At 39.1% G+C, this 20063-nt stretch carries 18 protein-coding genes; 17 read left to right on the top strand and 1 reads right to left on the bottom strand.

The genetic code is table 11. The features are described 5' to 3' along the window. The first annotated feature begins 45 nt into the window (after positions 1–45). The 9 genes from coaBC to OC533_RS13835 all read left to right on the top strand — a co-directional run bounded on the left by coaBC (position 46) and on the right by OC533_RS13835 (position 10943). Positions 46–1245: a bifunctional phosphopantothenoylcysteine decarboxylase/phosphopantothenate--cysteine ligase CoaBC gene (gene coaBC / locus OC533_RS13795; protein ID WP_070753661.1), complete on the top strand. Its 1200-nt coding sequence runs from the start codon at positions 46–48 to the stop codon at positions 1243–1245. Positions 1246–1249: 4 nt separating this feature from the next. After that, positions 1250–3643 (top strand): primosomal protein N', encoded by a 2394-nt coding sequence (gene priA, locus OC533_RS13800; RefSeq protein ID WP_194323731.1) that lies wholly within the window; start codon positions 1250–1252, stop codon positions 3641–3643. A gap of 13 nt (positions 3644–3656) precedes the next feature. Further along, positions 3657–4595, top strand: a complete 939-nt coding sequence (fmt, locus tag OC533_RS13805; RefSeq protein WP_194323733.1) for a methionyl-tRNA formyltransferase — start codon at positions 3657–3659, stop codon at positions 4593–4595. Continuing rightward, positions 4596–5936 (top strand): 16S rRNA (cytosine(967)-C(5))-methyltransferase RsmB, encoded by a 1341-nt coding sequence (gene rsmB, locus OC533_RS13810; protein ID WP_003767441.1) that lies wholly within the window; start codon positions 4596–4598, stop codon positions 5934–5936. It abuts the gene before it with no gap. A gap of 14 nt (positions 5937–5950) precedes the next feature. Then, positions 5951–6709 (top strand): Stp1/IreP family PP2C-type Ser/Thr phosphatase, encoded by a 759-nt coding sequence (locus OC533_RS13815; protein WP_003762934.1) that lies wholly within the window; start codon positions 5951–5953, stop codon positions 6707–6709. Further along, complete coding sequence (gene pknB, locus OC533_RS13820) at positions 6706–8679, top strand: Stk1 family PASTA domain-containing Ser/Thr kinase (RefSeq protein ID WP_003769293.1); 1974 nt, start codon at positions 6706–6708, stop codon at positions 8677–8679. The genes OC533_RS13815 and pknB overlap by 4 nt, the downstream gene beginning before the upstream one ends. 19 nt (positions 8680–8698) lie before the next feature. Further along, positions 8699–9574: a ribosome small subunit-dependent GTPase A gene (gene rsgA / locus OC533_RS13825; RefSeq protein WP_010991024.1), complete on the top strand. Its 876-nt coding sequence runs from the start codon at positions 8699–8701 to the stop codon at positions 9572–9574. A gap of 2 nt (positions 9575–9576) precedes the next feature. Continuing rightward, the gene (rpe, locus tag OC533_RS13830) at positions 9577–10233 is read left to right on the top strand and encodes a ribulose-phosphate 3-epimerase (RefSeq protein WP_003769291.1); all 657 of its coding nucleotides are present in this window, start codon (positions 9577–9579) and stop codon (positions 10231–10233) included. 65 nt (positions 10234–10298) lie between these two features. Then, the gene (locus tag OC533_RS13835) at positions 10299–10943 is read left to right on the top strand and encodes a thiamine diphosphokinase (RefSeq protein ID WP_003762927.1); all 645 of its coding nucleotides are present in this window, start codon (positions 10299–10301) and stop codon (positions 10941–10943) included. 96 nt (positions 10944–11039) lie between these two features. Here OC533_RS13835 and rpmB read toward each other — a convergent pair whose 3' ends face one another. After that, positions 11040–11228: a 50S ribosomal protein L28 gene (gene rpmB / locus OC533_RS13840; RefSeq protein WP_003720131.1), complete on the bottom strand. Its 189-nt coding sequence runs from the start codon at positions 11226–11228 to the stop codon at positions 11040–11042. 298 nt (positions 11229–11526) lie between these two features. On the opposite strand from rpmB, the gene OC533_RS13845 reads away from it, so the two are divergent. From OC533_RS13845 to fabD, 8 genes are all read left to right on the top strand, one after another. After that, complete coding sequence (locus tag OC533_RS13845; protein ID WP_003720130.1) at positions 11527–11892, top strand: Asp23/Gls24 family envelope stress response protein; 366 nt, start codon at positions 11527–11529, stop codon at positions 11890–11892. Between the two features lie 14 nt (positions 11893–11906). After that, positions 11907–13565, top strand: a complete 1659-nt coding sequence (locus OC533_RS13850) for a DAK2 domain-containing protein (protein ID WP_003769290.1) — start codon at positions 11907–11909, stop codon at positions 13563–13565. Positions 13566–13603: 38 nt separating this feature from the next. Continuing rightward, on the top strand, positions 13604–14266 hold the full coding sequence (sdaAB, locus tag OC533_RS13855; protein WP_010991023.1) for an L-serine ammonia-lyase, iron-sulfur-dependent subunit beta: 663 nt from the start codon (positions 13604–13606) through the stop codon (positions 14264–14266). 146 nt (positions 14267–14412) lie between these two features. Next, positions 14413–15303 carry an L-serine ammonia-lyase, iron-sulfur-dependent, subunit alpha gene (gene sdaAA, locus OC533_RS13860; protein WP_194322726.1) on the top strand — a complete coding sequence of 297 codons (891 nt, stop codon included), beginning with the start codon at positions 14413–14415 and terminating at the stop codon, positions 15301–15303. Continuing rightward, complete coding sequence (recG, locus tag OC533_RS13865) at positions 15296–17344, top strand: ATP-dependent DNA helicase RecG (RefSeq protein ID WP_194323735.1); 2049 nt, start codon at positions 15296–15298, stop codon at positions 17342–17344. Before sdaAA ends, recG begins: the two co-directional genes overlap by 8 nt. 180 nt (positions 17345–17524) lie before the next feature. Next, on the top strand, positions 17525–18094 hold the full coding sequence (gene fapR, locus OC533_RS13870; protein WP_003762917.1) for a transcription factor FapR: 570 nt from the start codon (positions 17525–17527) through the stop codon (positions 18092–18094). A 20-nt stretch (positions 18095–18114) separates the two neighbouring features. Beyond that, entirely contained in the window at positions 18115–19128 is a 1014-nt protein-coding gene (gene plsX / locus OC533_RS13875; RefSeq protein WP_070753658.1) for a phosphate acyltransferase PlsX, read from the top strand. Further along, the gene (gene fabD / locus OC533_RS13880) at positions 19121–20062 is read left to right on the top strand and encodes an ACP S-malonyltransferase (RefSeq protein ID WP_194323738.1); all 942 of its coding nucleotides are present in this window, start codon (positions 19121–19123) and stop codon (positions 20060–20062) included. The genes plsX and fabD overlap by 8 nt, the downstream gene beginning before the upstream one ends. Position 20063: the final 1 nt, after the last annotated feature.

Consider the following 20063-nt stretch of genomic DNA (forward strand, 5'->3'; position numbering starts at 1 on the left):
TAATAGAACTAATGATTTTTTATAATAAAATGAGGTGACTTATCGATGCAAGGAAAAAATATTTTACTCGCAGTGTCAGGTGGCATTGCTGTCTATAAAGCAGTCGCACTTACAAGTAAATTAACGCAAGCAGGTGCAAACGTTAAAGTCATGATGACCGAGCATGCGCAAGAATTTGTTCCACCGCTTTCGTTTCAAGTATTATCCAAAAATGATGTATATACCGACACCTTTGACGAAAAAAAATCTAGTGTGGTTGCACATATTGATTTAGCTGACTGGGCTGATTTAGTAATTGTCGCACCAGCAACAGCAAATCTGATTGGTAAAATGGCAAATGGTATTGCTGATGATATGGTAACAACGACTATTCTAGCTACAGAAGCGCCAGTTTGGGTTGCACCAGCAATGAACGTCCATATGATTCAACATCCAGCAGTTATTCGAAACATTAACAGACTATATGCAGATGGCGTCCGTTTTATTGAACCAGAAGAAGGTTACTTGGCTTGTGGTTATGTTGGCCGCGGTCGCCTCGAAGAACCCGAAAAAATCGTTCTCCGTATTGCAGAATTTTTTCAAGAAAAGAAAGACCTCCTTCAAGGCAAAAAAGTACTCGTAACAGCCGGCGCGACTCGCGAAAAATTAGACCCAGTACGCTACTTTACAAATCATTCTACAGGGAAAATGGGCTTTAGTATTGCTGAATCAGCAGCACGTCACGGTGCAAATGTAACGCTTATTACGACAAGTAAAACCCTATCCGTACCACCAGGCGTAGAAGCGGTGTACGTCGAATCGGCGGATGAAATGTATCAAGCTGTTTTAGAACGTAAGACCGAACAGCATATTTTCGTGATGACCGCAGCTGTAGCCGATTACACGCCAGCCAATGTTTCAGAGCAAAAAATCAAAAAACAACCAGGCGATTTTACAATTGAAATGAAACGAACAAAAGACATTTTACTTGAAATCGGCCAAAATAAAACAGCCGACCAAGTAGTAATTGGCTTTGCTGCTGAAACAGAAAACCTAGAAACAAATGCACTTAAAAAACTCACGTCAAAAAATGCCGATATGATTGTCGCAAATAATATCAGCGAAGCAGGCGCAGGTTTTTCAGGAGATACCAATATTGTCACTTTTTACCGAAAAGATGGATCGAATGAGGCATTACCGTTACTAGACAAAAAAGAAGTTGCAGAACATATCATCGAAGAAGCCGCTAACTTTTTAAGGAAGTGAACGAATGATTAATATAGCAAAAGTTATTGTGGACGTTCCAGCCATGCAAGTGGATCGTCCATTTGATTACTTTATTCCAGAAGATTTAGAAGATCTTATTCGTCCTGGTATGCGAGTGAGTGTCCCATTTGGAAATCGTAAAATACAAGGCTTTGTCATTTCTCTTGGCGAAACAGAAGAAAATCCGAAGTTAAAAGGTATTGAGGCAGTCATGGATTTAGCGCCTGTATTAAACGAGGAATTGATGGAACTAGGTGATTGGTTAGCAGAGGATACCCTTAGTTTTCGCGTTTCTGCTTATCAAGCCATGTTACCAGCTGCACTACGGGCGAAGTATGAAAAATATTTTTTGCGTTTAGATGAAGAAAATGAAGCGCTAGAACGATTATTCGAAGGCTATGAAACACTTGATTGGAAAGTAGCAGAGTCGCGCGGCTTACTCAAAGAAATTGGCAAATGGGTAAGAGAAGGTAGCGTGGAAGTCGTCTACCAAGTGAAAAATAAAATTACAAACAAAAAAGTTCGTGTCGTTAGCTGTTTAAAAGCGCCGCACCAACTAGCTGAAATAATAGAAGATATGCCTAGAAACGCCAAAGCACAATCACGTGTATTAGCATTTTTTCAAGCATTTGAAGGAACCGAAATTGCCGCCACAGAACTAAAAAAACAAGCAGAAACAACCGATGCAACAATAAAAAAATTAGTAGATTTAAATATACTCACTATCCAAGAAAAAATCATTTCACGCGACCCATACGAAAATCACCAATTTGAAAAAAGTGAGTCGCTCCAGTTGCTACCAGATCAAGCGTTAGCCTGTGAGAAAATCATTGCAGCAACCGAGCAAGAAACCTTCTTAATACACGGCGTCACCGGAAGCGGAAAAACCGAAATCTATTTACAAACAATTGAAGCAAAACTAAAAGAAGGTAAAGAAGCTATCGTTTTAGTGCCAGAAATTTCCCTTACACCGCAAATGGTAGAACGTTTTAAAAGTCGCTTTGGTAGTGAAGTTGCAGTACTCCACAGTGCACTTTCTTCCGGAGAAAAATACGATGAATGGCGTAAAATCGAACGGAAAGAAGCACGTGTTGTCGTAGGAGCTCGTTCCGCTGTGTTTGCACCATTTGAAAATTTAGGAATAATTATTATTGATGAAGAGCACGAAGCAAGTTATAAACAAGAAGATAATCCGCGCTATCATGCAAGAGACGTAGCGATTTGGCGCGCAGAAAAGTACCAATGCCCAGTCGTTCTCGGGAGTGCCACACCATCTCTTGAATCTTTTGCTAGAGCGAAAAAGGGCGTTTATACATTGATTGAACTCCCTAGCCGAGTGAATGATCGTGCAATGCCGGAAGTTCGGGTTGTGGATATGCGCGAAGAATTGCGTAAAGAAAACCGCACTGAATTTTCGACTGAATTGTTAGAGAAAATTAAAGACCGAATTGCCAAAAAAGAACAAACCGTTTTAATGCTAAATCGTCGTGGTTACTCTTCTTTTGTAATGTGTCGTGATTGTGGTTATGTTGTCGAATGTCCTAACTGTGATATTTCGCTCACTTATCACCAGTCTAGCAACCAAATGAAATGTCACTACTGTGGTCATGAAGAACGTGTCCCGAAGCATTGCCCTAGCTGTGAAGGCGAACATATCCGTTATTTTGGAACAGGTACTCAAAAAGTAGAAGAAAGCCTGACGAAGCTGATTCCAGAAGCACGTGTAATCCGAATGGATGTAGATACAACAAGAACAAAAGGCGCCCATGAAAAATTACTCAAAAGCTTTCGGAACCATGAAGCGGATATTTTGCTAGGAACACAAATGATTGCTAAAGGGCTAGATTTTCCCGATATTACGTTAGTTGGCGTATTAAATGCGGACACCATGCTTCATTTACCTGATTTTCGCGCCTCAGAAAGAACTTTCCAATTGCTCACTCAAGTAAGTGGTCGGGCAGGGCGCCATGAGCGAACAGGCGAAGTAGTTGTCCAAAGCTATAATCCAGAGCATTACAGCATTGAATTTGCCAAACAACATGACTTTATCGGCTTTTATAATCACGAGATGAAGCTCAGGAAAATGGGTTCTTATCCACCATTTTATTACTTAACGATGATTAATGTCAGCGATGAAAATGAAATGAAAGCCATTCGAACAATCCAAGAAATGGCGCAGTTTTTACGAGGGAAGTTAGGTCCTGATGCCGTTATTCTTGGCCCAGTTCCAAGCACTATCACCCGAATTAAAAACAAATATCGTTACCAATGTATTATTAAATATAAAATTGAACCCAACTTAAAAAAAGAACTCAAAACACTCATCACCCATTATCAAAAAGACCAACAAAAAGGCTTAACGATAACGATTGACGTACAACCATACGTATTAATGTAAAAGGAGTAAACCGATGACAAAAATTATTTTTATGGGAACACCTGCATTCTCTGTCCCAGTTTTAGAACAATTAGCTAATGCATATGATGTGATTGCAGTTGTCACACAGCCAGACCGACCAGTTGGACGCAAACGAATTTTAACCCCACCGCCTGTAAAAAAAGCAGCTTTGGAATTAGGAATCCCAGTTTATCAACCAGAAAAATTACGCACATCTAGCGAGCTAGAAGAACTTATTTCATTAGAAGCAGATTTACTTGTAACAGCCGCATACGGTCAAATTCTACCTAATACGCTACTTGAATCACCTAAGTATGGCGCGATCAATGTCCACGCATCACTTTTACCAGAATATCGTGGTGGGGCTCCGGTCCATTATGCACTGCTTGACGGAAAAACAGAAACCGGCGTGACGATTATGTATATGGTTGAAAAATTGGATGCAGGCGATATGATAAGTCAGCGCAAAATTCCTATTACAGAGGAAGATAACACCGGCACTATGTTTGATAAATTAAGCAAACTTGGCGCAGAACTATTAATGGATACATTACCTGACTTTTTAGCAGGAAAAATTACCGCTGTAGCACAAGATCCAGAAAAAGTAACTTTCGCGCGAAATATTTCTAGAGAACAAGAGAAAATCAATTGGACAAAACCAGGACGGACGATTTTTAACCAAATTCGTGGACTTTCCCCTTGGCCAGTTGCTTATACGACACTTGAAGAAAAACCTTTTAAAATTTGGGAAGCAACCTTTGAAGATACAAAAACAAGCGGCGAACCGGGCACGATTTTAACAGATAAATCAACGCTCAAAATCGTAGCAGGTGACGGCACACTTATTGTCCCAACAGTAATCCAACCAGCTGGAAAACCGAAAATGGATATCCATTCATTCATGTCTGGTGCTGGCAGAAATCTAAGCAAGACGACAAGGTTTGGTGAATAAATGAAAAAACAAAAAACAGTTCGTGCAATTGCATTAGAACTCATCATTAAAATCGAAAATAATCAATCATACAGCCATTTATTAATTAATGACGCGCTAAAAAAACAGAAGTTAAACCCGCTTGATAAAGGGCTTTTAACAGAATTAGTATACGGAACCACACAGCGCAAAATCACGCTTGATTACTACTTAGCGCCGTTTCTAAACAAAGAACCAGACAACTGGGTGAAAAATCTATTAAGAATGTCCGTTTACCAATTAACCTTTTTAGATAAAGTTCCAGAACACGCGATTTTAAATGAAGCAGGCGATATTGCTAAAGACCTTGGACATCAAGGCGTGACGAAATTTGTCAATGGGGTATTACGAAATGTTATCCGTAAAGGCGTACCAAGTATTGATTTAATTAAAGACCCAGTACAAAAAATCGCTGTCGAAACAAGCTTGCCGGAATGGTTAGCGAGAAGATGGGCTGATCAATATGGTCTCGAAAAACTACGTGAAATTGGTCTGGCATTCTTAGTAGCCCCGCATCAAAGTATACGCGTGAACCAAACGGAAATTCGCGCCGAGCAGCTAATCAAAGAATTAAATGACCAAGGTATCACTGTTACTCGCAACGAATTTATCGATGAAGCTTTACTCGTTGAAAAAGGGTCTGTAGCTGAAACAAAAGCTTATAAAGACGGCAAATGTAGCATTCAAGACGAAAGTTCGATGCTCGTAGCCTATGCGCTTCAACTAGAAGACAATTTAACCGTACTAGATGCTTGTGCAGCGCCAGGCGGAAAAACAACCCACATAGCTGAAAAAATGCACGGCACTGGAATGGTTCATGCACTTGATATTCATGAAAAGAAAACCAAACTCATTGATCAAGCCGCCAAAAGATTACAACTTTTAAACATTCGTACAGCTCATCTAGATGCGAGAACCGCAAGCACAATGTTTGAACCAGAAACGTTTGACCGTATTTTAGTCGATGCGCCGTGTTCAGGATTTGGTGTTCTTCGCAGAAAACCAGATATTAAATACGCAAAAACAGAAAAAGATATTCATAAATTAGCAGAAATTCAACTAGCAATTTTAGATGATGTTAGCCAATTAGTAAAAGAAAATGGTATATTAGTTTATAGTACTTGTACCATTGACAAGGAAGAAAACGAAACAGTCTTGCGCGCATTCCTAGAAAAACATCCAGAATTTGCACTAGAACCTGTAGTACTTCCTGAAAAATTGGCACAAATTAAGAAGGACGATTTTGTACAACTTTTACCAACAGATATCGGAAGCGATGGATTCTTTGTTTCCAGCTTAAGAAAAGTGAGTCCTGAAAAATAGTGAGGTGCGTATAAATGCATGCAGAATTTAGAACAGACAGAGGCAGAATAAGACATCATAATGAAGACAATGGCGGCGTATTTGAAAACAAAGATAAGCAGCCGATTGTCATTGTTGCAGACGGTATGGGGGGGCACCGCGCAGGAGATGTTGCGAGCGAAATGGCAGTTCGTCTACTTAGCGACGCGTGGAAAGAAACGACCGCTCTTTTAACCGCAGAAGAAATTGAAACATGGCTTCAAAAAACAATCCAAGAAGTCAATAAAGAAATTGTACTTTACGCGGAAAGTGAAATGGATCTAAATGGTATGGGGACAACCCTTGTTGCAGCAATTATGGCTCAGTCACAAGTAGTTATCGCCAATGTAGGGGATAGCCGAGGTTATTTACTTCAAAACGATGTAATGCGTCAATTAACTGAAGATCACTCGCTTGTACACGAACTTCTAAGAACTGGCGAAATCAGCAAAGAAGATGCGATGAATCATCCGCGGAAAAACATTCTTTTACGAGCACTAGGCGTAGAAGGAAAAGTAGAAGTAGACACATTTGTAGTACCATTTCAAACGAGCGATACATTATTACTTTGTTCCGATGGTTTGACTAATATGGTCCCAGAAGCTGAAATGGAAGAAATTTTAAAAAGTAAACGAACTCTTTCTGAAAAAGCCGATGTATTTATTACAAAAGCGAATTCTTACGGGGGAGAAGATAATATCACTGTGTTGTTAGTAGAAAGAAATCTTATGCAGAAAGGGAGGGATGCTTCATGATGATTGGTAAGCGACTAAATGATCGATACAAAATTTTACATGCGATAGGCGGGGGTGGAATGGCCAATGTCTATCTTGCGCATGATATAATTCTTGACCGCGATGTAGCTGTAAAAATTTTACGGATTGATTTAGCGGATGAAAGCAACCTTATTCGCAGGTTCCAACGTGAAGCCCAATCAGCAACTAGCTTAGTGCATCCTAACATAGTTAGTGTGTACGATGTTGGCGAAGAAAATGATTTACACTATATAGTGATGGAACATGTGGATGGGATGGATTTAAAACAGTATATCCAAGAAAATCACCCAATTAGCTATGATAAAGCTGTAGACATCATGCTTCAAATCGTTTCAGCAGTAGCTATCGCACATCAACATCACATTATTCATCGCGATTTAAAACCACAAAATATTTTAATTGATCATGATGGAGTCGTAAAAATTACTGATTTTGGGATTGCGATGGCGCTTTCTGAAACATCCATCACCCAAACGAATTCCTTACTTGGCTCTGTCCATTACTTATCACCAGAACAGGCTCGCGGTGGGATGGCAACTCAAAAGTCAGACATCTATTCGCTCGGAATTGTTTTATATGAACTTCTAACTGGGAAAGTACCTTTTGACGGAGAATCGGCTGTTTCAATCGCTATCAAACATTTACAAGCAGAAATTCCGTCTGCAAGAGCCCAAAACCCAGAAATTCCTCAAAGCTTAGAAAACATTATTATTAAAGCAACAGCAAAAGATCCATTTTTACGTTATCAAAACGCAGAAGAAATGGAAAAAGATTTGCAAACTTGTTTAAATAAAGATCGTCTAAATGAACCTAAATACGTTTTTCCTACTAATGATGATGATGGCGACACAAAAACAATTCCAATCATCGCCACAAAAGAAGCGATGCAAAATCTAGATAAAACCATCGTTCCAGAAGGTAAAGTAGCTGCAGAAGAAGTAGCTGTAGACGATAAAAAAGGTAAAAAGAAGAAAAAAATGAGCAAGAAAAAGAAGATTATTTTAATCGTGTCTTCCGTAATCGTTCTTTTCATTATTGGTATTTTACTGTTATGGCTTTTAGGTAAAAGTCCTGATGAAGTCGCTGTACCTGATGTTTCTGGTAAAACAGAAGACCAAGCAATTGCCTTACTGCAAAAAGATGGCTTTGTTATTGGTAAAACAGCAGAAAAAAATAGCGATGACGTAGAAGAAGGCAAAGTTATTAATACTGACCCATCAGCGGGTGAAATGAAAGAAAAAGGCACGAAAATCAATTTATTTGTAAGTATAGGTTCTAAGAAAATTACGATGGAAGACTATACTGGTAGAAGTTACTCTGAGACTAAAACTTTGCTAGAGCAGCAAGGTTTCAACAATATTTCTGCAGAAGAAGCATATAGTTCTGAAGTTGGTAAAGGAATGATTATTAGCCAAACGCCAACTCAAGGAACGGAAGTGGTTGCTAAGTCGACAGATGTAAAATTTGTCGTAAGTAAAGGCGCAGAACCGATTACACTTAAAGACCTTCGTGGCTATACAAAAACAGCTGTAGAAGATTATGCTTCACCACTTGGACTCAAAGTTTCGAGTAAAGAAGAAAACTCCAACTCAGTAGAAAAAGGGCAAGTAATTTCGCAATCCCCATCAGCTGGAACGGCAATAAATGCAGGCGATACTATTGAAATCGTTATTTCTGCTGGACCAAAAGAAAAACAAGTTAAAGAAGTTACAAAAACATTTAACATCCCTTATACACCAAGCGATGAAGAAAATCCACAACCACAGAAAGTCCAAATTTACATTCAAGACAAAGATCATAGTATGACAAGCGCATACCGAGAAATGAATATTACCCAAAATACCTCGGTAGAAGTGACTTTCCAAATTGAAGAAGGTTCTAGCGCAGGCTACAAAATCATCAGTGACGATAAAGTAATCGATGAAGGTACAGTCCCTTATCCAAATTAAAAAAGAGAACGGAGGAAATGTGCTGGAAGGACAAATTATCAAAGCGTTGAGCGGATTTTACTATGTATTCTCTGAAGGGAAAATATACCAATGTAGGGCGCGCGGAAATTTTAGAAAACGAAATATTTCCCCGCTAGTTGGTGATGACGTAGAATTTCAAGTAGAAAATAAGACGGATGGTTATATTTTAGATGTGTTATCACGGGAGAATGCGCTAGTTCGCCCTCCCGTGGCAAACATCGATATTGCGATTCTTGTGTTTTCGGCAGTAGAACCAGATTTTTCTACAAACCTAGCAGATCGTTTCTTAGTCGCAATCGAAAAAGAAGACATCCAACCTGTTATTTGTATTAGTAAAATGGATTTAGCAACAGATGCGGAAAAAGAACAAATTGCGGTTTATAAAGAGGTATATGAAACAATTGGCTACGACGTTTTTGTAACTAATGATGAACCAGATAAAGAAGCAATTAAAGACTACATTAGCGGAAAAACAGCAGTTATTGCCGGGCAATCGGGTGTAGGTAAGTCCACTTTATTAAATAGTTTAAATAGCGATTTAACCTTAAAAACGGCCGAAATATCGAACTCACTTGGACGTGGTAAACATACGACTAGACACGTAGAACTAATGCCAATTGGTGATGGCTTTGTAGCAGATACGCCTGGCTTTAGCTCGATTGAGTGGGATGATTTACAACCAGAAACATTACAATTTTGTTTTCCAGAAATGGAAGATCGTCGTAGTGGCTGTAAATTCCGAGGTTGCATGCATGACAATGAGCCGAATTGCGCTGTAAAAACAGCTGTTGAAGCAAATGAAATAGCTGATTTCCGCTACAAACACTACATCCAAATTTTACAAGAATTAAAAAACAGAAAGCCGAGGTATTAAAAATGGGAAAAATAGCTCCTTCGATTTTAAGCGCAGACTTTGCAAATCTTGCAAGAGATATTAAAGAAGTAGAAAATTACGGCGCGGATTATATCCATGTTGATGTAATGGACGGACATTTCGTTCCAAATATCACTTTTGGTCCGGCTGTCGTAAAAGCGATTCGTCCAGAAACAAAACTACCACTTGATGTTCATTTAATGATTGAAAATCCTGATACATACATCCCTGAATTTGCAAAAGCAGGCGCGGATTATATTACCGTTCATGTGGAAGCGTGCACGCATCTTCACCGCACGTTACAACTCATCCGTTCGTACGGAGTAAAAGCAGGCGCAGTACTAAATCCAGCAACACCAATTGACGTATTACAACATGTTTTAAATGAACTAGATATGGTTTTATTTATGACAGTAAATCCAGGATTTGGCGGACAAAAATTTATTCCAGAGGTACTAGAAAAAATTTCTGCCTTCAAAAAAATCGTGGATGAAAAAGGCTTAGACATCGAAATCGAAGTAGATGGCGGCGTGGATCATGAAACAGCGAAATTATGTCGAGATGCCGGCGCAAATGTTTTTGTAGCTGGAAGTTATATTTATGGAAATAAAAATCGTCAAACGCCAATTGACAAATTACGAGCTATTGTAGGCGAATAATATTTGGGGGCTGGGACAGACTTTTCGTTCCAGCCTTATTTGTTAGGAAAGAAGGGAACACAAATATGAAAATAATTAATATCATGGTTGGTGGGCCTGCGTCAGAAATTCCTGATTTAACACAATATACGAATACAGATATTAGTTGGGTTGGCGTAGACCGCGGGGCTAAACGTCTATTAGATAGAGGAATTGTTCCGACCGTTGCAATGGGAGATTTTGATTCTTTAACAAAAGAAGAATTAGCTCATTTAAAAACAAAAGTGGCGGATGTACACGAATTTCCTGCTGAAAAGGATGAAACAGATACAGAAATTGGGCTAAGCTGGGCAATGGAACAAAAACCAGATAAGATACGCATTTTTGGAGCAACAGGAGGACGTTTAGACCACTTACTTGCAAATCTGATGATGCTAACAAAACCACGATTCTTGGACGCTGTGCCGGTTGTAGAAATGATTGATCGCTATAACTATATCAAAATGTATACACCAGGAAGCTATACAATTGAAAAACTGCCAGATAAAAAATATGTAGCATTCACAACAATGAAAGATGTTACAGGACTTACACTAAAAGGATTCGTTTATCCACTTGATAATGCCACTTACCCAGTAGGTTCGGCACTTTCGAGTAATGAGTTTGTTGATCAAATTGGAGCGTTTTCTTTTAAAACTGGAATGATTTTATTAACACAAAGTAATGATTAATGAGAAATACGGGTGATTTTCGCCTGTATTTTTTTATTTTTAGACAAAGAAAAAATGCACCGACATAATTGTCGCTGCACTTGATTTCTCCTTCGATTAAACGCGTTCCACTTTACCAGATTTAAGCGCACGAGCAGATACCCAAACTTTTTTAGGTTTGCCGTTAACCAGAATCCGTACTTTTTGCAAGTTAGCTTTCCAAGTACGTTTGCTGGAGTTCATTGCGTGGGAACGTTTGTTACCGGAACGTGATTTGCGGCCTGTAATAACACATTCTTTAGCCATAGTTTACCCCTCCTTACAGAGCTCTTCGGATAATTTATTTAAAATAACCTATCCTTTTGTTTTTCATACACTAGAATAATTTATCATAAACAAGTATACTTTGCAAGAGGATATGCGAAAATAGTGCAAAGAATTTTTACTTGACAGCATAAATGCGGATTTAATCAGCCAAATTTGTGATATGCTTTCCAAAGGGCTGTGATTATAGTAAAATAGGTAAGAACAACTAAACTAGCAATTAAAAACAATAATAAAAAAATAATCGAACGAGAATATAATCCGTAGGGAGGAATATAGAATGGCAATCGAAATCGACACAAAGCTTGGCAAAATTGATATTACTAGTGATGTTATCGCAACAATCGCTGGCGGTGCTGCCGAAGAAAATTTTGGAATTGTAGGTATGGCAAGTAGACATCAAATTCGTGATGGTTTAACCGATATTCTTAGAAGAGAAAATTATACAAAAGGTGTTATTGTAAGACAAGAAGAAGAAGGTATACATATTGACATGTATATCATTGTTAGCTTTGGAACTAAAATTTCAGAAGTAGCTCATAACGTACAAGAACGCGTGAAATACACACTAGAAAAAACACTCGGTATTACAGTGGAATCAGTGAATATTTATGTTCAAGGTGTCCGAGTAATCAAGGAATCATAAGGAGGATTATGTAAGTGAGTATATATCAGTTAGACCCAGAGAAATTTGCAGCAATGATAGCGCTTGGAGCAGAAAATTTAGCGAAAAATGCTGATTTTGTTGATTCATTAAACGTTTTCCCGGTTCCAGATGGTGACACGGGAACAAATATGAATTTATCCATGACAAGTGGAGCAGAAGAAGTAGCAAAAAATGACAAAGAAACAATTAGTGCCGTTGGAGCAAACCTTGCAAAAGGCTTGTTGATGGGAGCGCGTGGAAATTCTGGAGTTATCTTATCCCAACTTTTCCGAGGCTTTTCTAAATCAATAGAAAATAAAGAAACACTTAATGCAGAAGAATTTGCAAATGCCTTTGTAAAAGGTGTAGAGACAGCTTATAAAGCAGTAATGAAGCCAGTCGAAGGAACTATTTTAACTGTAGCACGTGAAGCAGCCAAAGCGGGTGTTCTTGCCGCAAATGAACATCAAGAAATCGAATTAGTAATGGAAGCAATTTTGAAACAAGGAAAAGTAGCCCTTGAAAAAACGCCTGATTTACTTCCAGTTTTAAAAGAAGTTGGCGTTGTTGATAGTGGTGGCCAAGGTCTGATTATTATTTATGAAGGATTCTACGGAGTGCTCACTGGTAAAATGGCTGAAGCACCTGATTATATGGCATCAATGGGCGAATTAATTAATGCAGAACATCATCGCCATGTGCAAGACTTTATGTCCACTGAGGATATTCATTTTGGTTATTGTACAGAAATTATTGTGAAGATTAACGAAAATAAACCAGGGCTAAAACCTTTTGATGAAGAACAATTCCGCCAAGACTTAAGTGAACTAGGTGATTCTTTACTTGTAGCGGCAGATGATGAAGTCGTAAAAGTGCATGTCCATGTAGAACATCCCGGTGAAGTTTTAAACTATGGTCAACAATATGGTAGTCTCCTTAAAATGAAAGTAGAAAATATGCGCGAACAGCATAATGAAATCGTTGGCGACGATAAAGCGCCAGCCAAGGAAAAAGCTCCTTATGGTATCGTTACAGTTTCAGCAGGAGAAGGATTGAAAAAACTATTTGAAAGCATGGGCGTATCCATTGTACTTTCTGGTGGTCAAACAATGAATCCAAGCACAGAAGATATTGTAAAAGCCATTGAATCAGCAAATGCAGAACAAGTTTTTGTTCTTCCAAATAATAAAAATATCCAAATGGCTGCAGAACAAGCGGCTCAAATTCTTGGAGAAGATAAAGTACAAATCATCCCAACTAAAACAATTCCACAAGGACTTACTGCTGTGCTTACTTTCCAACCAGAACAAGATTTCACTTCCAATGCAGAAGCGATGAGAGAAGCAATTCAGGACGTAGCAAGTGGTCAAGTTACAACAGCTGTTCGAGACACTACGGTGGAAGGCGTTGTAATTAAAAAAGACAGTTTTATCGGTATGGTTGAAGGTAAAATCAAAGTCAGCCGCGAAACTTTAGAAGAAGCTGCTTATGAAACATTAGAAAAATTACTTGATGATGATAGCGAAATCGTTACTATTATTTTCGGGGAAGATGCAGATGCTAAAAAAGCAGAACTTTTAGCAGATAAAATAACAGAAGCTTTTCCAGATGTAGAAGTAGAAATTCATGAAGGCGACCAACCAGTTTACCCGTACATTTTTGCGGTAGAGTAAAGACTTGTTTTAAATGAATAGAAGAAAGGATGATTTTAGTGAAATTTAATAGCGTGTTTGATATTATTGGTCCAGTAATGATTGGTCCATCGAGTTCTCATACTGCCGGTGCTAGTCGTATTGGTGCCATTGCACGAGCTGTTTTTAATGAACAACCATCCCAAGTAGATATTCATTTATATGGTTCTTTTGCTAAAACGTATAAAGGCCACGGAACAGATGTGGCGCTGATTGGTGGATTGCTTGGTTTTGAGCCAGATGATCCGCGTATGAAAGAATCCGCTAAGCTTGCAGAAGAATGGGGCATGCGCATCCAATTTATTGAAGAAGTGGAAGAGCCGCCTCATCCAAACACTGTCAAATTAGTGTTAAAACATGGTATGCAACAAATGACCTTAATTGGCGCATCGATTGGTGGCGGCAAAGTAGAAATTATTCGCTTAAACGAATTTGAGCTAGAATTCACTGGAACTGCTCCAGCTATCCTTATTTTACATCAAGACAAATTTGGCGCGATTGCAGCAGTGTCATCCGTAATCGCCGACCATAAAATTAATATCGGTCAAATGAAAGTATCGCGCAAAGTAAAAGGCGACGAAGCTTTAATGGTAATAGAAGTTGACCAACAAGTTGAACAAGATTTAATTAGCAAAATTGCTGAATTACCAGGGATTTACCAAGTAGCAAGCGTAATGATTTAATCGTTTTGGTACTTATCTCTAGTAAATCGGTGGCTTTCGCTCGATTTGTGTAAAGCCAAATGTGCGTAAATAAAACGTGCATTTGGCTTTATTTTGAGTTGTAAATCAGGTATGTTGGTAATGAGTATAGAAAGTGAGTGTTGATAATGTTTAGAACTGTTGCAGAATTAGTGGACATCGCTGAACGCGAGAACCTAACTATTGCTGAAATTATGATTAAACGTGAAATGAGTATTTCTGGTTTACCGCGGGAGGAAATAACTGCTGCGATGGAACGGAATTTAGATATTATGGAAGAAGCTATTCATGAAGGTGAAGCAGGCGTTACTTCAACTACCGGGTTAACGGGCGGAGATGCTGTCCTTATGCAAGACTATATCAAAAAAGGAAACTTCTTATCTGGTGAAGTTTTACTAGATTCAGTAGCAAAAGCGATTGCTACAAATGAAGTCAATGCAGCGATGGGTGTTATTTGTGCAACTCCCACTGCTGGAAGCGCTGGCGTTGTACCAGGCGTACTTTTCTCTTTAAAAGATCGTCTTGAAATGACACGTGAGGATATGATTAACTTTTTATTCACAGCTGGAGCATTTGGTTATGTAGTTGCGAATAATGCTTTTATAAGTGGGGCAGCGGGTGGTTGTCAGGCGGAAATTGGTTCTGCAAGTGCAATGGCTTCAGCAGCGATTGTAGCAGCAGCGGGAGGAACCCCCGAACAATCTGCGCATGCGATGGCGATGACAATGAAAAATATGCTTGGGCTTGTGTGTGATCCAGTAGCAGGACTTGTAGAAGTACCATGTGTGAAAAGAAATGCCCTTGGTTCTTCGCAAGCAATTATTTCAGCTGATATGGCACTAGCAGGCATTAAAAGTCGTATCCCATGTGATGAAGTGATTGAAGCAATGCACCGCGTTGGGTTACAAATGCCAAGCTCTTTAAGAGAAACGGCAGAAGGAGGATTGGCGGCTACACCGACTGGACGCGCCATTCAGCGGAAGATTTTCGGATTGTCGCCAGAAGATAAACGTGAGTGAACTTAAACGAATCCCGACAACTGAAATCAAAGGAATTGGTGAAGAAACAGCTAAAACTTTAAAAGAGCTAGGTTTATCGACCGTGCATGATTTGCTATGGAACTTCCCGTATCGCTATGAAGATTACCGGTTGCGGGATTTATCGGAAGTAGCGCATGAAGAACGAATTACAATTCAAGGCGAAGTGCTAACCGAAGCAACTGTAGCCTTTTACGGACGAAAAAAATCCAAGCTTTCTTTCCGCTTGTCAACAGAAGGTCAAGTCATCAAAATCGATTTTTTCAACCAACCCTATTTAAAAAATAAAATTACTGTTGGCGAAACAGTGACGATTTCTGGCAAATGGGACAAAAGCCGCGCCCAAATTACAGCCAGCAAAATTAAAATAGGTGCTGTCGAAAACGAAGAAGAATTAGAAGGCGTTTATAGATTAAAAGGAACCCTTCGCAATAAAACGATGCAAAAATACACTCGGCTTGCTTTTGATAGTTATAGCAAGGATATAGAAGAAGTTATCCCAACCAATTTACTAGAAAAATATCAATTAATGGATCGCTTAGAAGCTGTTCGCGTGCTTCATTTCCCAAAAAACAATGAGGAATTAAAACAAGCTAGACGCCGAATGGTTTACGAAGAATTCTTGCTTTTCCAATTAAAAATGCAGTTTTTCCGTAAAATCGAACGTGAGAAGTCGGGTGGGATTTCGATTAATTATGATGTAGAAGATTTGCGTCATTATATCGATTCCTTACCATTCCCGCTAACAAAAGCGCAAAAAAGAGTAGTGAATGAGATTTGCGGTGATATGTTATCGCACTTCCATATGAATCGTTTGTTACAAGGAGACGTTGGATCAGGAAAAACAGTTGTAGCCTCGATCGCGATGTATGCAGCTGCCAAAAGTGGTTTCCAAAGCGCTTTAATGGTCCCAACGGAGATTTTAGCTGAACAACATGCGAATTCTTTAGTAGAGCTACTACAACCCTTTGATATTACAGTTGGTTTGCTTACTAGTAGTGTGAAAGGGAAGCAACGTAGAGAATTACTAGCAATGCTTGAAAATGGCTCAATTGACGTTTTAATTGGCACCCATGCTTTAATCCAAGACGAAGTAATTTATCATCGACTTGGTTTAGTTATTACAGATGAACAACACAGATTTGGCGTAGCACAGCGCCGGATTTTACGGGAAAAAGGTGAATATCCCGATGTGTTATTTATGACCGCAACGCCAATCCCCAGAACGCTCGCAATTACAGCTTTCGGGGAAATGGACGTATCGATCATTGATGAACTTCCAGCTGGACGAAAAGAAATTGAAACCTACTGGGTAAAACATCAAATGCTTGATCGAGTTATTGGCTTTATGGAAAAAGAAATTGATAAAGGTCACCAAGTTTACATCATTTGTCCATTAATTGAAGAATCCGAAAAACTCGATGTGCAAAATGCGATAGACGTTTTCAACATTTTACAAAATAAATGGGGCACTAAATATGTTCCAGGACTCATGCACGGCAAGTTATTACCGGCAGACAAAGAACAAATTATGCGCGACTTTAATGATAAAAAAATTGACTGCCTCGTATCCACTACCGTAGTCGAAGTTGGCGTAAATGTTCCAAATGCTACGATGATGGTCATATATGATGCAGACCGTTTTGGTTTAGCGCAGTTGCATCAACTGAGGGGCCGAGTTGGGCGAGGGGCTGACCAATCTTATTGTATTTTAATTGCTGACCCAAAAACCGAGGTCGGAAAAGAACGAATGATGATTATGTCAGAAACAAACGATGGCTTTGTTGTCAGCGAACGAGACCTCGAACTTCGTGGACCAGGAGATTTCTTCGGTAGAAAACAAAGTGGTGTTCCAGAATTCAAAGTCGCTGATATGGTTCATGATTACCGTGTGCTTGAAATCGCTCGCCAAGATGCCGTCCATATGATCTTTGAAGAAAACATGTTGGAAAATAAAACATACGATAAATTAGTGGCGCTACTTGAGGAAGAAGGCGTCTTTACAGAACAAAAACTAGATTAAACCTATGTAACAAACTTTAAAAAAACTTGCAACTTGGCTTGATTTTTAATAACATATTAAAGTACCAATAAATAGGAGGAAGTTCTGAAGGTTATCCAGCAGAGGTAACTTCCTTTTTTTAGCCAGTCTTTAGTAGCTGGTGTTAATACCTTTCACAAAAAAAGAGATGAGGAACCGTGCATGAAAAAATATTCTAAGAAGGATCGACAAATGAAACTTCAAGTTGCTATTGAAGAAAATCCTTTCATAACAGATGAGCAACTTGCTGAAAAATTTGGGGTTAGCGTTCAGACTATCCGTTTAGACCGGGTGGCTCTTTCTATCCCTGAACTCAGAGAGCGAATCAAACATGTAGCGAGTGTCAATTATGCCGACGCAGTAAAAAGTCTTCCCATCGATGAAGTGATTGGTGAAATTATTGATATCCAACTTAGTAAGAGTGCAATTTCCATTTTTGACGTGAGAAGTGAGCATGTTTTTAAACGAAATAAAATCGCTCGAGGGCATCACCTATTTGCCCAAGCTAATTCCTTAGCAACCGCAGTCATCCCAAATGAACTCGCTTTAACTACACAAGCAACTGTTCGCTTTGTTCGTTCTGTATACGAAGGTGAACGCATCATAGCAAAAGCAAAAGTACGTCCAGCAACAGACAACAGAGCTATCACCATAGTGGATGTAAAAAGCTATGTTGGAGACGAAATTGTACTCAAAGGTAAGTTTGAAATGTATCACGCAACGCAAAAATGAAAATAAAGGACTGACGTATAATGAAAATTGCTGTAGATGCGATGGGTGGAGATCACGCACCAAAAGAAATTGTTTTAGGTGTAATGAAAGCTGTTGCCCAATATAAAGATATCGAAATTCTTCTTTTTGGAGATGAAACAAAGATAAATGAATATTTAACTGATAAAACTCGTGTGAAAATCATACATACCGATGAAAAAATAGAAAGTGACGATGAACCAGTTCGCGCAGTAAAACGGAAGAAAAAAGCTTCCATGGTACTTGCAGCCCAAGCCGTAAAAGACGGAGAAGCAGATGCCTGTATCTCAGCCGGAAATACAGGTGCCCTTATGTCTACTGGACTCTTTGTCATTGGACGCATTAAAGGGATTGACCGTCCAGCACTTGCGCCAACACTTCCAACCGTTACTGGAAAAGGCTTTGTCATGCTCGACTTAGGAGCGAATGCCGAAGCAAAACCAGAACATTTATTACAGTTTGGCTTAATGGGTTCGGTCTATGCGGAAAAAGTACGTAAAATCGAGCGCCCACGTGTGGCACTTTTAAACATCGGAACAGAAGAAACAAAAGGAAACGAATTAACAAAAAAATCATTTGAGCTAATGAAAAATCAAGATGCTTATGAATTTATCGGTAATATCGAAGCACGTGATTTGTTAATGGATGTAGCAGATGTAGTTGTTACTGACGGATTCACTGGTAATATGGTACTTAAGTCAATTGAAGGAACAGGCGCTGCATTCCTAAGTATGCTAAAAATGAGCTTACTAAATGGCTTTAAAAATAAAGTCGCAGCAAGCTTCCTGAAAAAAGATTTAATGGAACTAAAAGCAAAAATGGACTATAGCGAATACGGTGGCGCTTGTTTATTCGGTGTTCAAGCACCAGTTGTAAAAGCACACGGATCATCTAATGCAAATGGTATTTTTACCACTATTCGTCAAGTACGTGAAATGGTTGAAAAACAAGTTGTTGAAACCATCAAATCAGAAGTAGATAAAGTAAAAGTAGGAGGAACAGAAACAAATGACTAAAATCGCATTCGTATTTCCCGGTCAAGGAGCACAAAAAATTGGCATGGGGCAAGATGTAGCTGCAGAATATCCAGAAGCAAAAAAAATCTATGATGATGCTGATGAAAGATTAGGCTTTTCCATCACAGATGTTATTACAGAAGGACCAATCGAATTATTAACGAAATCCGAAAATGCACAACCAGCATTAGTTTCAACAAGTGTAGCTATTTTACGCGCATTAGAAACATATGGTGTTAAAGCGGATTACGTAGCAGGACATAGCCTTGGCGAATATAGCGCGCTTGTTGCTGGCGGATTTTTAGAAGCAAGTGATGCGATTTATCTTGTTCGTAAACGCGGAGAATTAATGGAAGCCGCTGTACCAAATGGTGCCGGCGCAATGGCTGCGGTTCTTGGCGTAGACCGTGAAACATTAAAAAAAGTAACCGAAGAAGTAACAGCTGAAGGGGATGCAGTTCAACTTGCTAACCTGAACTGTCCAGGTCAAATCGTTATCTCTGGAACAACAGCTGGTGTTGAAAAAGCTGGCGAAAAAGCAAAAGAAAGTGGTGCGAAACGCGTATTACCACTTGCTGTTAGCGGACCTTTCCACTCAAGTTTAATGGAACCAGCTGCACTTGCTTTCCGTGATATTTTAGCAGAGATTAAAATTTCTGATGGTCAAATTCCAGTAGTTAATAACGTGGATGCTAAAGAAACTACGGATAAATCCGAAATTAGCGATAAACTAATCAAGCAAATTTATTCCCCAGTATTATGGGAAGATATTGTCGAAGAATTAATTAAAAACGGCGTAGATACTTTTGTTGAAATTGGTTCTGGAAAAGTCTTAGCTGGTTTAATTAAGAAAATCAATCGTGATGTAACCGTACTGTCCGCAGGTGATGTTGAGTCAGTGAAAAGTGTTGCCGCGACATTGAAAGGAGAATAAT

Source organism: Listeria sp. Marseille-Q6474 (assembly GCF_946902005.1).
Classification (GTDB): domain Bacteria; phylum Bacillota; class Bacilli; order Lactobacillales; family Listeriaceae; genus Listeria; species Listeria innocua.

Coding starts and splice junctions, on each gene's coding strand:
- rsmB (WP_003767441.1), top strand. CDS start 4,596: ATGAAAAAACAAAAAACAGTTCGTGCAATTGCATTAGAACTCATCATT.
- rpe (WP_003769291.1), top strand. CDS start 9,577: ATGGGAAAAATAGCTCCTTCGATTTTAAGCGCAGACTTTGCAAATCTT.
- fapR (WP_003762917.1), top strand. CDS start 17,525: ATGAAAAAATATTCTAAGAAGGATCGACAAATGAAACTTCAAGTTGCT.
- coaBC (WP_070753661.1), top strand. CDS start 46: ATGCAAGGAAAAAATATTTTACTCGCAGTGTCAGGTGGCATTGCTGTC.
- fabD (WP_194323738.1), top strand. CDS start 19,121: ATGACTAAAATCGCATTCGTATTTCCCGGTCAAGGAGCACAAAAAATT.
- priA (WP_194323731.1), top strand. CDS start 1,250: ATGATTAATATAGCAAAAGTTATTGTGGACGTTCCAGCCATGCAAGTG.
- fmt (WP_194323733.1), top strand. CDS start 3,657: ATGACAAAAATTATTTTTATGGGAACACCTGCATTCTCTGTCCCAGTT.
- pknB (WP_003769293.1), top strand. CDS start 6,706: ATGATGATTGGTAAGCGACTAAATGATCGATACAAAATTTTACATGCG.
- plsX (WP_070753658.1), top strand. CDS start 18,115: ATGAAAATTGCTGTAGATGCGATGGGTGGAGATCACGCACCAAAAGAA.
- OC533_RS13835 (WP_003762927.1), top strand. CDS start 10,299: ATGAAAATAATTAATATCATGGTTGGTGGGCCTGCGTCAGAAATTCCT.
- OC533_RS13815 (WP_003762934.1), top strand. CDS start 5,951: ATGCATGCAGAATTTAGAACAGACAGAGGCAGAATAAGACATCATAAT.
- sdaAA (WP_194322726.1), top strand. CDS start 14,413: ATGTTTAGAACTGTTGCAGAATTAGTGGACATCGCTGAACGCGAGAAC.
- rpmB (WP_003720131.1), bottom strand. CDS start 11,228: ATGGCTAAAGAATGTGTTATTACAGGCCGCAAATCACGTTCCGGTAAC.
- OC533_RS13845 (WP_003720130.1), top strand. CDS start 11,527: ATGGCAATCGAAATCGACACAAAGCTTGGCAAAATTGATATTACTAGT.